Source organism: Streptomyces sp. NPDC102437, assembly GCF_044765565.1.
In the GTDB taxonomy this organism is placed as follows: Bacteria; Actinomycetota; Actinomycetes; order Streptomycetales; family Streptomycetaceae; genus Streptomyces.
Window position 1 is genome coordinate 34,680 of sequence record NZ_JBIWKI010000016.1, and the last position, 13,545, is coordinate 48,224.

10 protein-coding genes are annotated in these 13,545 nt (G+C 69.4%); all 10 read right to left on the bottom strand.

Annotated features, from left to right (window positions below; genetic code table 11):
* Positions 1-13: 13 nt before the first annotated feature.
* The 10 genes from ACIRJP_RS21460 to ACIRJP_RS21505 all read right to left on the bottom strand — a co-directional run bounded on the left by ACIRJP_RS21460 (position 14) and on the right by ACIRJP_RS21505 (position 13,406).
* Positions 14-1,558 carry a CHAD domain-containing protein gene (locus ACIRJP_RS21460; protein ID WP_404176355.1) on the bottom strand — a complete coding sequence of 515 codons (1,545 nt, stop codon included), beginning with the start codon at positions 1,556-1,558 and terminating at the stop codon, positions 14-16.
* Between the two features lie 51 nt (positions 1,559-1,609).
* Positions 1,610-2,800 (bottom strand): rod shape-determining protein RodA, encoded by a 1,191-nt coding sequence (rodA, locus tag ACIRJP_RS21465; protein ID WP_404176358.1) that lies wholly within the window; start codon positions 2,798-2,800, stop codon positions 1,610-1,612.
* On the bottom strand, positions 2,800-4,965 hold the full coding sequence (gene mrdA, locus ACIRJP_RS21470) for a penicillin-binding protein 2 (RefSeq protein ID WP_404176361.1): 2,166 nt from the start codon (positions 4,963-4,965) through the stop codon (positions 2,800-2,802). The genes rodA and mrdA overlap by 1 nt, the downstream gene beginning before the upstream one ends.
* Before the next feature lie 61 nt (positions 4,966-5,026).
* The gene (gene mreD / locus ACIRJP_RS21475; RefSeq protein ID WP_404176364.1) at positions 5,027-5,689 is read right to left on the bottom strand and encodes a rod shape-determining protein MreD; all 663 of its coding nucleotides are present in this window, start codon (positions 5,687-5,689) and stop codon (positions 5,027-5,029) included.
* 11 nt (positions 5,690-5,700) lie between these two features.
* Positions 5,701-6,753: a rod shape-determining protein MreC gene (gene mreC / locus ACIRJP_RS21480; RefSeq protein WP_404176367.1), complete on the bottom strand. Its 1,053-nt coding sequence runs from the start codon at positions 6,751-6,753 to the stop codon at positions 5,701-5,703.
* Positions 6,754-6,932: 179 nt separating this feature from the next.
* Positions 6,933-7,952 carry a rod shape-determining protein gene (locus ACIRJP_RS21485; protein ID WP_404176370.1) on the bottom strand — a complete coding sequence of 340 codons (1,020 nt, stop codon included), beginning with the start codon at positions 7,950-7,952 and terminating at the stop codon, positions 6,933-6,935.
* A gap of 292 nt (positions 7,953-8,244) precedes the next feature.
* Complete coding sequence (ndk, locus tag ACIRJP_RS21490; RefSeq protein ID WP_266733065.1) at positions 8,245-8,658, bottom strand: nucleoside-diphosphate kinase; 414 nt, start codon at positions 8,656-8,658, stop codon at positions 8,245-8,247.
* 97 nt (positions 8,659-8,755) lie between these two features.
* Positions 8,756-9,115: a DUF4233 domain-containing protein gene (locus ACIRJP_RS21495; RefSeq protein WP_383710134.1), complete on the bottom strand. Its 360-nt coding sequence runs from the start codon at positions 9,113-9,115 to the stop codon at positions 8,756-8,758.
* A gap of 3 nt (positions 9,116-9,118) precedes the next feature.
* Positions 9,119-10,642: a bifunctional folylpolyglutamate synthase/dihydrofolate synthase gene (locus tag ACIRJP_RS21500; protein ID WP_404176374.1), complete on the bottom strand. Its 1,524-nt coding sequence runs from the start codon at positions 10,640-10,642 to the stop codon at positions 9,119-9,121.
* A gap of 142 nt (positions 10,643-10,784) precedes the next feature.
* The gene (locus ACIRJP_RS21505; protein WP_404176377.1) at positions 10,785-13,406 is read right to left on the bottom strand and encodes a valine--tRNA ligase; all 2,622 of its coding nucleotides are present in this window, start codon (positions 13,404-13,406) and stop codon (positions 10,785-10,787) included.
* Positions 13,407-13,545 lie beyond the last annotated feature (139 nt).

A 13,545-nucleotide genomic window follows, 5' to 3' on the forward strand; every position in this document is an offset into this window, starting at 1 on the left:
CGTACCCCGATGCTCAGCCTTCCAGAGCCGCCCGCAACCGGGGCCGTGACGCCCGCCGCCACACCTCGGGCAGCTCCCGTTCCCGGGCGGCGGCGATCGCCTCCTCCCGCCCGTACAGCAGTCCCCAGGTGAAGGCCGTCTCCCCCGCCGCGTGCGCCTGGACGGCCAGGGTGCGCAGGGTCTCGCGGGCCACCACGCTGTCCTGGTGGTCGCCGAGGAGGCTCTGGACCGCCTTCATCCGTTTGGCGAACCGCTTGGCGGGTTTCCCCAGCGCGGGCCGGGCCGCCTCCGCCGCGTACCGGACGCGTTTGGCCGCCTTGCGGGCCTCGTGCACGGCCAGATCCCGGTCGTGGCCCGGCGGGAGTTCCAGGGCGCGGCCGGTCCGGTCCGCGAGGCGCCCGTACTCCTTCAGCACGGCGCGGGGCAGCTCCCGCCCGGGGGCGCGTGCGGCGGCGGGCAGCAGGGGCGGGGCGGCGAGCAGGGCGTCGAGGCTCTCCAGGAGGGCCAGGTACCGCTTCCCGTCGAGCACGGCGACGGTGCGGCGGTGGGAGCCGCCCCGGGTGGCCACCGACCAGATCCGGAGCCGGCTGTGGACCGGGCCGAGGACCAGGGTGCCGGGCAGTTCCGCGAGACGGGCGCGCAGCCGGGCGTCGAGCACTTCCTGGTCGCGCTCGATGCCGAGCTCGGCGGCCAGCCATTTCAGCTCGGCGCCGACCGGGCCGGTGACGTCGCGGTCGAGGATCTTCCGGTACGTCCGCAGCGCGCTGCGCAGCCTGCGGGTGGCGACCCGCATCCGGTGCACGGAGTCGGGGAGGTCGCGGCGCACGGCGGGGTCCAGGGCGACGATCGCCTCGGTCTGGTGGCGGATGTACGCGAGGACGTGATCGCCCGAGGTGGGCTTCTGCCGGGACTTGCCCGCGGGGCTCTTCCCCCGCCCCGCCGGGCTCTTCTGCTGCTTCGGCGCGGTCTCGGCGAGTGCCCTGGACAGCTTGGACGGGGACGCGGACGGGCGGATCCCGGCCTTGCGCAGCCGGCGCTCCACGGCGTCGAGGAAGGCGGGGTCGCCGTCGTCCGCGAGTTCCGCCTCGATCTCGGTCCAGGCGGCCGTACCGGCGCCCGCCGCCAGCCGTTCGGCCCGCACCCGGTCGACGCTGACCTCGGCGAGCAGGGCGCCCTCGGCGTCGAGCAGGTGGTGGACGTCGCGGGCGGAGACCAGCCGGACGACGGGGACGAGGCCGCGGCCGCGGACCCGGGAGCGCAGCAGCCCCGCGAAGGAGTCCGGCAGGGTGTCGGAGAGGGGTTCTCGCAGCTCGTCCCGGATGCCGGAGGCGACCGGGAACTTGAGGTGCCAGCCGGCGTCGCTCCCGCCGGTGCGGCGGCGCAGGGTGAGGGAGTCCGCCGCGAGCCGGAGGTCCTCGGTGTCGTAGTAGACGGCGTCCAGTTCGGTGACGCCCCGGTGGGCGACCGTGAAGACCCCGGCCACCCGGCTCAGGTCCGGGAGCCGGGTGTCCGCAGTGGCTTCGTACTTCCGCTCGATCTCGCGCTTCGAGTCCGCCATGACCCGAATCTAGCCGCCTTGTGCGCGAATGTGCAGTGCTCCGGTACCGGCTCAGGCGCTTATCGGCCGTTGCACCCTGATCGACTGGAGCAGCCCGACGGCCACCCAGACGGCGAACATCGAGGACCCTCCGTACGACACGAACGGCAGCGGCAGCCCGGCGACCGGCATGATGCCCAGCGTCATCCCGATGTTCTCGAAGGACTGGAAGGCGAACCAGGCGATGATTCCGGCGGCGACGATCGTGCCGTAGAGCTCGGTCGTCTCGCGGGCGATCCGGCAGGCGCGCCACAGGACGACGCCGAGCAGGACGAGGATCAGCCCGGCGCCGAGGAAGCCGAGCTCCTCGCCCGCGACGGTGAAGACGAAGTCGGTCTGCTGCTCGGGGACGAACTGGCCGGTGGTCTGGGTGCCGTGGAAGAGGCCCGTCCCGGAGAGGCCGCCGGAGCCGATCGCGATGCGGGCCTGGTTGGTGTTGTAGCCGACGCCCGCCGGGTCGAGCGCGGGGTTGGCGAAGGCGGCGAAGCGGGCGATCTGGTACTCGTCGAGCAGGCCGAGCTGCCAGATCGCGATCGCGCCGGCCAGACCTGCGCCGAGCAGCCCGGCGATCCAGCGGTTGGAGGCGCCGGAGGCGAGAAGCACGCCGAGCACGATGACGACCATGACCATCACGGAGCCGAGGTCCGGCATTCCCATGACGACGGCCATCGGGACGGCCGCCAGGCCGAGGGCCTTGGCGACGGTCCGGTGGTCGGGATGGAGCTGGTCGCCCGCGTCGACGCGCTCGGCGAGCAGCATCGCCATGATCAGGATGATCGTGATCTTGGTGAACTCGGACGGCTGGAGCGAGAAGCCGCCGCCGATGATGATCCAGGCGTGGGCGCCGTTGACGGTGGCGCCTAGCGGGGTGAGCACCGCGAGCACCAGGAGCACCGAGAGGCCGTAGAGGATCGGGACGGCGCCGCGCAGGGTGCGGTGGCCGAGCCAGATCGTGCCGACCATCAGGGCGAAGCCGATGCCGGTGTTGAGGACGTGCCGGAAGAGGAAGTAGTACGGGTCGCCGTGGGTGAGCGAGTCACGTCCCCGGGTCGCCGAGTAGACCAGCAGCGAGCCGATGAAGGAGAGCGCGATCGCGGAGCCGAGCAGCGGCCAGTCGAGTTTGCGTACGACGGAGTCGCGGGCGGTGAGTTTGCCCCAGGCGGACCGCTCGGGGGCGTACCGCTGGACGGAGAAGCCGGCCATCAGTCACGCCTCCCCAGCACCGCGGCGAGGGTCTGTTCCTCCGGGGTCTTCTGCGAGTCCGGGTTGTAGGGCTTGATCTGCGGGGCGTCGATCGAGCCGTCCTGCTGGATCTTCGGCAGGGACTTCTGCGGGCTGGGCAGCAGCGCCTTCTTCAGGTCCTGCTGGCCGGAGTCGTCGAGACCGTAGAGGGCGTCGTAGATGTTGCGCACGGCGGGCCCGGACGCACCGGAGCCCGTACCGCCCTGGGAGATCGTCATGACGATCGAGTAGTCCTTGGTGTACGTGGCGAACCAGGAGGTCGTCTGCTTGCCGTAGACCTCGGCGGTACCCGTCTTGGCGTGCATCGGGATCTTGTCCTGCGGCCAGCCGCCGAATCGCCAGGCGGCCGAACCACGGGTCGCGACTCCCGCGAGGGCACCGTCTATCTCGTTGCGGGTCTTGCGCGAGAAGGGCAGCTTGCCGTGCGACTTGGGCTTGATCACCTCGACGCTCTTGCCGTCGCCGCTGACGACCGCCTTGCCGACGGTGGGGTCGTACAGGGTGCCGCCGTTGGAGATCGCGGCGTAGATGGTGGCCATCTGGATCGGCGTGACGAGCGTGTCGCCCTGGCCGATCGAGTAGTTGACGGAGTCACCGGCGCGCATCTTGTCGCCTTCGAGGCAGTTCTCGTACGCGATCTGCTCGACGTACGTGCCGCCCTTCTTGCCCTGCTTGCACCAGGCGTCCTTGTTCGCCTTGTAGAAGTCCTGCTTCCACTTGCGGTCGGGGACCCGGCCGCTGACCTCGTTGGGGAGGTCGATGCCGGTCTCCTTGCCGAGGCCGAACTGATGGGCGGTCTTGTAGAACCAGTCCTTGGTGTTCTTCTTCGGGCTCATCCCTCCGTCCTTCAGCCACTCCTTGTGCGCGATGCCGTAGTACACGGTGTCGCAGGAGACTTCGAGGGCCCGGCCGATGGTGATGTCGCCGTAGCCCTGGGACTCGAAGTTCTTGAAGGTCTGCCCGCCGACGTTGTACGAGCTGGGGCATGGGTAGTGGCCGTCGAAGGGGTAACCCGCGTTGACCGCGGCGGTCGAGGAGATGACCTTGAAGATCGAGCCGGGGGCGGCCTGGCCCTGGATCGCCCGGTTCAGCAGCGGAAAGTTGGAGTTCTTGCCGGTGAGCTTGGCGTAGTCCTTGGCGGAGATGCCGCCGACCCAGGAGTTGGGGTCGTAGTTCGGCAGCGAGGCCATCGCGACGACGCGGCCGGTCTTGGCCTCCATGACGACGACGGCGCCGGAGTCGGCCTTGTAGTTCTCGCCGGTGTTCTTGTCGAAGGACTTACGGGCCGTCTTCATGGCCTCGTTGAGCTCGTACTCGGCGACGGCCTGGACCCGGGCGTCGATGGAGGTGACGACGCTGGAACCGGGTTCCGCCTTGTCGTTCTTCGCCTGGCCGATGACCCGGCCGAGGTTGTCGACCTCGTAGCGGGTGACCCCGGCCTTTCCGCGCAGCTCCTTGTCGTAGGTGCGCTCCAGGCCGGAGCGGCCGACCTGGTCGGAGCGGAGGTACGGCGAGTCGGTGTCCTGGGCCTTGGTGATCTCCTCGTCGGTGACCGGCGAGAGGTAGCCGAGGACCTGGGCGGTGTTGGCCTTGCCGGGCTCTCCGTACCGGCGTACGGCGGTGGGCTCGGCGGTGATGCCGGGGAAGTCCTCGGCTCGTTCGCGGATCGTGAGGGCCTGCTGGGTGGTGGCCTCGTCGGTGACCGGGATCGGCTGGTACGGCGAGCCGTTCCAGCAGGGCTGCGGCGTCTTGGAGTCGCAGAGCCGGACCTTGTCGAGGACTTCCTTGGGCTTCATGTCGAGGACGCCGGCGAGCCGGGTCAGGACGCTCTTGCCGTCGTCGTCCGTCTTCATCAGCTCGGTGCGGCTCGCGGAGACGACGAGACGGGTCTCGTTGTCGGCCAGCGGCACACCGCGCGCGTCGAGGATGGAGCCGCGGACGGCGGGCTGGACTACCTGCTGGACGTGGTTGTTCTTCGCCTCGTCGCTGTACTCCTGGCCGTTGCGGATCTGGAGGTACCAGAGGCGTCCGCCGAGGGTGAGCAGCAGGGAGAAGACGAGGACCTGGATGACGATGAGACGGATCTGGACCCGCTGGGTCCGGCCGGTCTCGGGGATGTTGGTCACGGGGTGCCCCCGGTGATGGTCGGGCCGGAGGTACGCGCGGTGTTCCGCCTGCGGTGCGGTCTCACAGGCGCTTGACCCCCTTGATCCGTCCGGCGCGGGCCGCGCGGCTGCGGGCGGCCTTGACGCGCAGTCCGCCACGCTGGCTGCCGATCCGCAGTCCGGTGCCGGAGGCGAGCCAGCCCGCGGCCACGTCGCCGCCGCCGGAGGCGTCCGAGAGCGGGTCGTTCACCGTGCGTCTGGCGATCGCCATGACCAGCGGTACGACGAAGGGGGCGAGGAGCAGGTCGTAGACGGCCGCCGTGAACAGCAGGCTGCCGAGGCCGACATGACGGGCCGCCGTGTCCCCGACGAGCGCGCCGACCATCGCGTACAGCAGGGTCGAGCCGATCGCCGCGGCGACGACCCCGATCATCGGGACCATCGCCGACTTCAGCTGCCCGTTCTCCGGCTTCGCCAGCCCGGCGAGGTAGCCGATGACGCAGAGGACCAGTGCGTAGCGTCCGGCGGCGTGGTCGGCGGGCGGTGCCAGGTCGGCGAGGAGTCCCGCGCCGAAGCCGATGAGGGCGCCGCTGACGTGCCCGTACACGAAGGCGAGAGCGAGGACGACCAGGAGCAGCAGGTCCGGCACGGCGCCGGGGAGCTGGAGCCGGGCGAGCACGGAGACCTGGACGACGAGAGCGACGACGACCAGGACGGTGGAGAGCAGAATCCGGTTCAGGCGCATGGGAATCAGCTCTACCTCTGCTCGTCTACCGCGTTATCAGCGTTCGGTGTGGCGCCCGGAGTGCCGTTCGGGTCCGGGCTGTTGCCGGGATCCGGGCTCTCGTGGATGTTGCCGACCACGTTCCCCTCGGTGTCGACGATGTCGCCGTTGGGCGAGATGGTGACGGTCACGGTGGGAGTGGGCTTCGGCTTGGCGGGCTTGGCCGGCTGCTTCGGCAGGACCATGTCACGAGGGTCCTCGCGCGGGGCCTGGACCACGACGCCGACGATGTCGAGCTTGCTGAAGCCGACGTACGGGCGGACGTAGACGGTACGGGTCAGGCCGCCGCCGGACGGGTCGACCCGGACGACCTCGCCGACCGGGACGCCGGGCACGAAGGGCTTGTCCTTGCTGGAGCCGAAGGTGACGAGCCGGTCGCCCTTCTTCACCTTGGCCTTGCCGTTGAGGAACTGGACGGACAGCGGCTGGGAGCCCTGGCCGGTGGCGAAGCCGAGTTCGTCGGTCTTCTCCATGCGGGTGCCGACGGTGAAGTCGGGGTCGTTGGCGAGGAGCACCGTGGCGGTGTCCGGGCCGACGGTGGTGACCCGGCCGACCAGCCCGTCGCCGTTGATGACCGTCATGTCGCGCTTGATTCCGTCGTCGGAACCCGCGTCGATGGTGACCGTCCAGGAGAAGCCCTGGGCCGCTCCTATGGCGATGACCTCGGCGCCCTTGATGCCGTACTGGCCGGCGGCCGAATTCTTCAGCAGCCGGTCCAGTTCACGGACCCGGCTGCGGTTGCGGTCGTCGCTGCCGAGCTTCGTCTTGAGCGCGGCGTTCTGCTGTTCCAGCTGGGCGATCCGGTTGTGCCGTTCGCCGGAGTCGCGTACCGCCCCTATGGCGTTGCCCACCGGGTCGACAGCGGCCGCGACGCCGTTCTCCACCGGCCCGAAGGCCGCTGCGGCGGCCCGCCGGGCGCCGTCCACCGGCGACTCCTCGCCCCCGCGGATGTCCACCGTGATCAATGCGAACGCGATGGCGATCAGCAGCACCAGGAGCAGCCGGCTCTCTCGTGTGTCCCTCACGTGCGGCGGCCGTGCCTTCCTCGTCGGAATGTTCGTGCCTGTATATCAACGATCGGCTGCAGGGAACGGCAGTGTTCCGTTCAGCGGACCGCTGTGTTGTCCACCCGCCGGGTGGTTCACCCGCGGGGCGGTTCGCCCACGGGTTGTTCACCTGCGGGCTTGTTCACCTGCGGGCTTGTTCACCTGCGGGGCTGGGCGTCCAGGACCTGCTGGAGCGCCTCGAACTCCTCGACGCACTTGCCGGATCCGAGCGCCACCGAGTCCAGCGGGTCCTCCGCGATGTGGATCGGCATGCCGGTCTCACGGCGCAGCCGCTCGTCCAGTCCGCGCAGCAGCGCGCCGCCGCCGGTGAGGACGATGCCGCGGTCCATGACGTCACCGGAGAGCTCGGGCGGGCACTTGTCGAGCGTGGTCTTCACCGCGTCGACGATCGCGTTGACCGGCTCCTCGATGGCCTTGCGGACCTCGGCGGCCGAGATGACCACGGTCTTGGGCAGCCCGGAGACCAGGTCGCGGCCGCGGATCTCGGTGTGCTCCTCCTTGTCCATGTCGTACGCCGAACCGATCGTGATCTTGATCTGTTCGGCGGTGCGCTCGCCGAGGAGGAGCGAGTACTCCTTCTTGACGTGCTGGATGATCGCGTTGTCCAGTTCGTCACCGGCGACACGGATCGACTGGGCAGTGACGATTCCGCCCAGCGAGATGACCGCGACCTCGGTGGTGCCGCCACCGATGTCGACGACCATGTTGCCGGTGGCCTCGTGGACCGGCAGCCCGGAACCGATGGCCGCGGCCATGGGCTCCTCGATGATGTGCACCTGGCGGGCACCGGCCTGCGTCGACGCCTCGATGACGGCGCGTCGCTCGACCCCGGTGATGCCGGAGGGCACGCAGACGACGACCCGGGGGCGGGCCAGGTAGCGGCGCTTGTGGATCTTCAGGATGAAGTAGCGGAGCATCCGCTCGGTGATCTCGAAGTCGGCGATCACGCCGTCCTTCAGGGGCCGCACGGCAACGATGTTGCCCGGCGTGCGCCCGATCATCTTCTTGGCCTCGGAGCCGACTGCCAGGATGCCGCCGGTGTTGGTGTTGATGGCCACGACGGACGGCTCGTTCAGGACGATGCCGCGCCCCCTGACGTACACCAGCGTGTTGGCAGTCCCGAGGTCGATAGCCATGTCACGGCCGATGAACGACATTGATTTCCCCTTGTTCCCCATTGAGGATGCGTCGGGCCTTCCGAGAAAGCGATATATGGCTTGTTCTGGACGGCGAGCTGAGCGCTGCGGGCGTGGAAGATTCCATCGTAGTGCCGTATTGACGGACACCGCGCGAGGGTCCTTCGCCATTGTGGGCGGAACGGGTGGCCGTTCCACTCATGGTGACGTTACGTCGGAGGGATGCGTTCCCGCGATCTGGGACCCTATACCGAAGGGCGACCGAATTAATTCGGTCGCCCCAGGTGATGAGCTCTGTTCGGCTGATCGTGGATCAGACGAGTCCGGGGAAGAAGAGCTTCAGTTCCCGCTCCGCGGACTCCTCGGAGTCCGAGGCGTGGATGAGGTTCTCCCGGGTGATGGTGCCGAAGTCACCGCGGATGGATCCGGGCGCGGCGGCGATCGGGTCGGTGGGGCCGGCCAGCGTACGGACGCCCTCGATGACCCGCTCGCCCTCGGCGACCAGCGCCACGATCGGGCCGGACTGCATGAACTCGACGAGTGGCTCGTAGAACGGGCGGCCGACGTGCTCGGCGTAGTGCTGCTCCAGCGTGGCGCGGTCGAGGGTACGCAGCTCCAGCGCGGTGATCCGCCAGCCGGCCTTGCGCTCGATCCGCCCGACGATCTCGCCGACCAGTCCGCGCCGGACCGCGTCGGGCTTGAGGAGAACGAGGGTGCGCTGGGTCATGGTGTGCGGCTCCTTGCAGGCATGCGGGTGCGGTGAACCCGAGGCTACAGGGGTACGGGGACGGCCCGGCGGCCGGGTTTGGCCACCGGGCACCGCATCAGCCGCCGGCCGGGGCCTCGGCGGCTTCCTGCGCCGCCGCCCAGCGGGCCTTCGCCTCGTCGATCTTGCGGCCGTAGTACACCGAGGCCCACCACAGACCTGCGAAGACCACGCCGAGGATGAACATCATCGGGACGACGAAGCCGCTCAGCACCAGGGCGATCTGCAGCACCCAGCCGAGCTGTATGCCACCGGGGCGGGTGATCATCCCGCAGAGCAGCACGGAGAGCAGCATGCCGATGCCGCAGACCGTCCAGACCGTGGCATTGGTCAGGTCGTCGGACTTCATCGCGACGAGTCCGGCGAAGCCGATCACGAAGAACTCGCCGATCAGCGTGGATGCACAGAGCGTACGCATCGGTCAGCGCCTTCCCAGAAGCAGCCGGGCCTCGCCGACCGTGATCACCGAACCGGTCACCAGCACCCCGGCGCCCGCGTACTCGTCCTCTTCCTCGGCGAGGGTGATCGCCGCCTCCAGCGCATCGTCCAGGCGAGGCTCCACCTGGACGCGCTCCTCGCCGAAGACCTCGACCGCGACGGCGGCCAGTTCGTCGACGTCCATCGCGCGGCCGCTGGAGTTCTGTGTGATGACGACCTCGGCGAAGATCGGCTCGAAGGCTTCGAGGAGCCCCTTGACGTCCTTGTCGGAGCTGGTGCCGACGACACCGATCAGCCGGGAGAAGCCGAACGCCTCGGAGAGCCCGTCGGCGGTGGCGCGGGCGCCCGCCGGGTTGTGCGCCGCGTCCAGGACGACGGTGGGGCTGGAGCGGACGACTTCGAGGCGGCCCGGGGAGACCACCGAGGCGAACGCCCGGCGGACCGTGTCGGGGTCGAGCGAGCCGGGCTGCTCGGCGCCGATCCCGAAGAACGCCTCCACCGCGGCGAGCGCCACCGCCGCGTTGTGCGCCTGGTGGGCGCCGTAGAGCGGGAGGAAGATCTCCTCATACTCGCCGCCCAGGCCGCGCAGCGTCAGCAGCTGCCCGCCGACCGCGATCTCGCGCGAGACGACGCCGAACTCCATGCCCTCGCGGGCCACCGTGGCATCGACCTCGACGGCCTTCTTCAGCATGACCTGCGCGGCGTCGACCGGCTGCTGGGCCAGGATGACCGTGGCGCCCTGCTTGATGATCCCGGCCTTCTCGCCGGCGATCTCGGCGGGCGTGGTGCCCAGCCGGTCGGTGTGGTCCAGCGAGATGGGGGTGACGACGGCGACCGAGGATTCGATGACGTTGGTCGCGTCCCAGCTGCCGCCCATGCCGACCTCGACGACCGCGACGTCGACCGGCGCGTCGGCGAACGCCGCGTAGGCCATGCCCGTCAGCACCTCGAAGAAGGAGAGCCGGTACGGCTGCTGGGCGTCGACCATCTCCACGTACGGCTTGATGTCCTGGTACGCCTCGATGAACCGCTCGGGGTCGATCGGGGAGCCGTCCAGGCTGATCCGCTCGGTGATCGACTGGACGTGCGGCGAGGTGTAGCGGCCGGTACGCAGGTCGAAGGCGCCGAGCAGCGCCTCGATCATGCGGGCCGTGCTCGTCTTGCCGTTGGTCCCGGTGATGTGGATCGAGGGGTACGCGCGCTGCGGCTCGCCGAGCACGTCCATCAGCGCGGCGATGCGCGTGACGGAGGGCTCCAGCTTGGTCTCGCCCCAGCGTCCCGCGAGCTCCTGCTCCACGGCGCGCAGCGCCTTGTCCACCTCGGGGTCGGCGGGGCGGGCGGGGACCTCGTCGCCCTGCGGCGGTCCGGAGCGGGTGCGCAGCGTGCGGCTCCCGGCCTCGATCACCGCCAGGTCGGGGTCGCGCTGGGTCTCTTCGTCGACGATCTCCGCGAAGGTCTCGTCGGGATCGGAGTCGTCGTGCCGGTCGGAAGGGCGGGGCTCACTCACGGGGCCAGTCTACGGATGGGCACGGACATCGCGCGCAGCGCCCGGTGGCGGGGACGAATACCGGCAGCCGGACACCGGCGGAAAGAGCGAAGCCCCCGTCCCCCTGGTCGGTCAGGGGGACGGGGGCTCCGTGCTCAGGGGATCAGCTCTGCGGCAGGTTCGCCAGCTGGCCGGAGATCCGTTCGATGTCGGCCTCGGCCTTGGCGAGCCGGCCGCGGATCTTGTCGACCACGTTGTCCGGGGCCTTGCCGAGGAACGCCTCGTTGGAGAGCTTGCCGACCGCCTGGGCCTTCTCCTTCTCGGCGGCGCCCAGGTCCTTCGTCAGGCGCTTGCGCTCGGCTTCGACGTCGATGGTGCCGGAGAGGTCGAGCGCGACCGTGGCCCCCGCGACGGGCAGCGACGCGGTGACGTGGAAGCCCTCCTCGGCGGGCTGGAGCCGCAGCAGCTGGCGGATGGCCGCCTCGTGCGGAGCGAGCGGCGTACCCGTCAGGGTGAGCTCGGCCGGGACCTTCTGGCCGGGCTGCAGGCCCTGGTCGGAGCGGAACCGGCGGACCTCGGTGACGACCTGCTGGACGAGCGCGATCTCCTGCTCGGCCGCGTCGTCGCGGAAGCCGGAGTCCTTCGGCCAGTCGGCGATGACCAGGGTCTCCTTGCCGGTGAGCGTGGTCCACAGCGTCTCGGTGACGAACGGGACGATCGGGTGCAGCACGCGCAGCATCACGTCCAGGACCTCGCCGAGAACCCGGCCTGAGACCTTGGCGCCCTCGCCGCCCGCGAAGAAGGTCGTCTTCGACAGCTCGACGTACCAGTCGAAGACCTCGTCCCACGCGAAGTGGTAGAGGGCGTCGGAGAGCTTCGCGAACTGGAAGTCGTCGTAGAACGCGTCGACTTCGGCGACCGTCTTGTTCAGCCGCGACAGGATCCACCGGTCGGTCGCCGACAGCTGCTCGACGGGCGGCAGCTCGCCCTCCACCGTCGCGCCGTTCATCAGCGCGAAGCGGGTGGCGTTCCAGATCTTGTTGGCGAAGTTGCGGGAGGCCTTGACCCAGTCCTCTCCGATCGGCACGTCCGCACCCGGGTTGGCACCCGTGGCGAGCGTGAACCTCACGGCGTCCGAGCCGTACGCGTCCATCCAGTCGATCGGGTCCACCGCGTTCGGGTTGGACTTCGACATCTTCTTGCCGAACTCGTCCCGGACCAGACCGGTGAGCGCGACGGTCTTGAAGGGGACCTCACCGTCCATCGCGTACAGACCGAACATCATCATCCGGACGACCCAGAAGAAGATGATGTCGTGGCCGGTGACCAGGACATCGGTCGAGTAGAACTTCTCGAGGTCCGGGGTCTGTTCCGGCCAGCCGAGCGTCGAGAACGGCCAGAGACCGGACGAGAACCAGGTGTCGAGGACGTCCTCGTCCTGGACCCAGCCCTCGCCGGTGGGCGCCTCCTCGTCGGGGCCGACGCAGACCGTTTCGCCGTTCGGCCCGTACCAGACGGGAATCCGGTGACCCCACCACAGCTGCCGCGAGATGCACCAGTCGTTGAGGTTGTCGACCCAGTCGAAGTACCGCTTCTCCATTTCCTGCGGGTGGAGCGCGACCCGGCCGTCGCGGACCGCGTCGCCCGCGGCCTTGGCGAGCGTCTCGACCTTGACCCACCACTGGAGGGAGAGGCGGGGCTCGACGGTCGTCTTGCAGCGCGAGCAGTGCCCGACGGAGTGGACGTACGGGCGCTTCTCGGCGACGACGCGGCCCTGCTCACGCATGGCGGCAACGATCGCGGAGCGCGCCTCGAAGCGGTCGAGTCCCTGGAAGGGGCCGTGCACGGTGATGACACCGCGCTCGTCCATGATCGTCATGAGCTCCAGGTCATGGCGCTGGCCGATCGCGAAGTCGTTCGGGTCGTGAGCGGGTGTCACCTTGACAGCACCCGTGCCGAACTCGGGGTCGACATGAGTGTCGGCGACGACCGGGATCGTCCGGTCGGTCAGCGGCAGCTTGATCCGCTTGCCGACGAGATGCGCGTACCGCGCGTCGTCGGGGTGAACCGCGACGGCCGTGTCACCGAGCATGGTCTCGACGCGGGTGGTTGCCACGACGACGGTCTCGTCGCCCTCGCCGTACTTCAGCGAGACGAGTTCGCCGTCGTCGTCCTGGTAGTCGACCTCGATGTCGGAGATCGCGGTCAGACAGCGCGGGCACCAGTTGATGATGCGCTCGGCGCGATAGATCAGCTCGTCGTCATAGAGCTTCTTGAAGATCGTCTGGACGGCTTCGGAGAGCCCCTCGTCCATGGTGAACCGCTCGCGCGACCAGTCGAGTCCCGCACCGAGGCGCTTCAGCTGGCCCAGGATCCGGCCGCCGTACTCGTCCTTCCACTGCCAGACACGCTCGGTGAACGCCTCTCGGCCCAGATCCTGCCGCGACTTGCCTTCCTCGGCGAGCTGCTGTTCGACCTTGTTCTGGGTGGCGATGCCCGCGTGGTCCATGCCCGGCAGCCACAGCGTCTCGAAGCCCTGCATGCGCTTGCGCCGCGTGAGGGCATCCATGAGCGTGACCTGGAAGGCATGGCCCAGGTGGAGCGCACCGGTGACGTTCGGCGGCGGGATGACGATCGTGTACGGGGGCTTGTCGCTCGTCGCGTCGGCGGTGAAGTAACCCCGTTCTACCCAGCGCTCATACAGCTTCCCCTCTACCTCGGCCGGTGCGTACTGGGTCGGCAGTTCGGGGTTGCTGGCTGGCGTCTGCTGAGTGTTCTCGGTCACGGGGGACAGTTTAGGGCCGTCACAGTCATGCGTTGAAACCGGTTTGTTCAGTAACGGTGTGACTCCCGGTGCTCCATCCGGGCGACCCTTCCGCCAGGATGTTCGGAACGCGTAAGCATCACGAACAGGGGACACCGCA

Excerpts from the sequence above, each read along its gene's own strand:
- ACIRJP_RS21495 (WP_383710134.1), bottom strand. The coding sequence starts at position 9,115 with ATGCGTACGCTCTGTGCATCCACGCTGATCGGCGAGTTCTTCGTGATC.
- rodA (WP_404176358.1), bottom strand. The coding sequence starts at position 2,800 with ATGGCCGGCTTCTCCGTCCAGCGGTACGCCCCCGAGCGGTCCGCCTGG.
- mreD (WP_404176364.1), bottom strand. The coding sequence starts at position 5,689 with ATGCGCCTGAACCGGATTCTGCTCTCCACCGTCCTGGTCGTCGTCGCT.
- ACIRJP_RS21485 (WP_404176370.1), bottom strand. The coding sequence starts at position 7,952 with ATGTCGTTCATCGGCCGTGACATGGCTATCGACCTCGGGACTGCCAAC.
- ACIRJP_RS21460 (WP_404176355.1), bottom strand. The coding sequence starts at position 1,558 with ATGGCGGACTCGAAGCGCGAGATCGAGCGGAAGTACGAAGCCACTGCG.
- ndk (WP_266733065.1), bottom strand. The coding sequence starts at position 8,658 with ATGACCCAGCGCACCCTCGTTCTCCTCAAGCCCGACGCGGTCCGGCGC.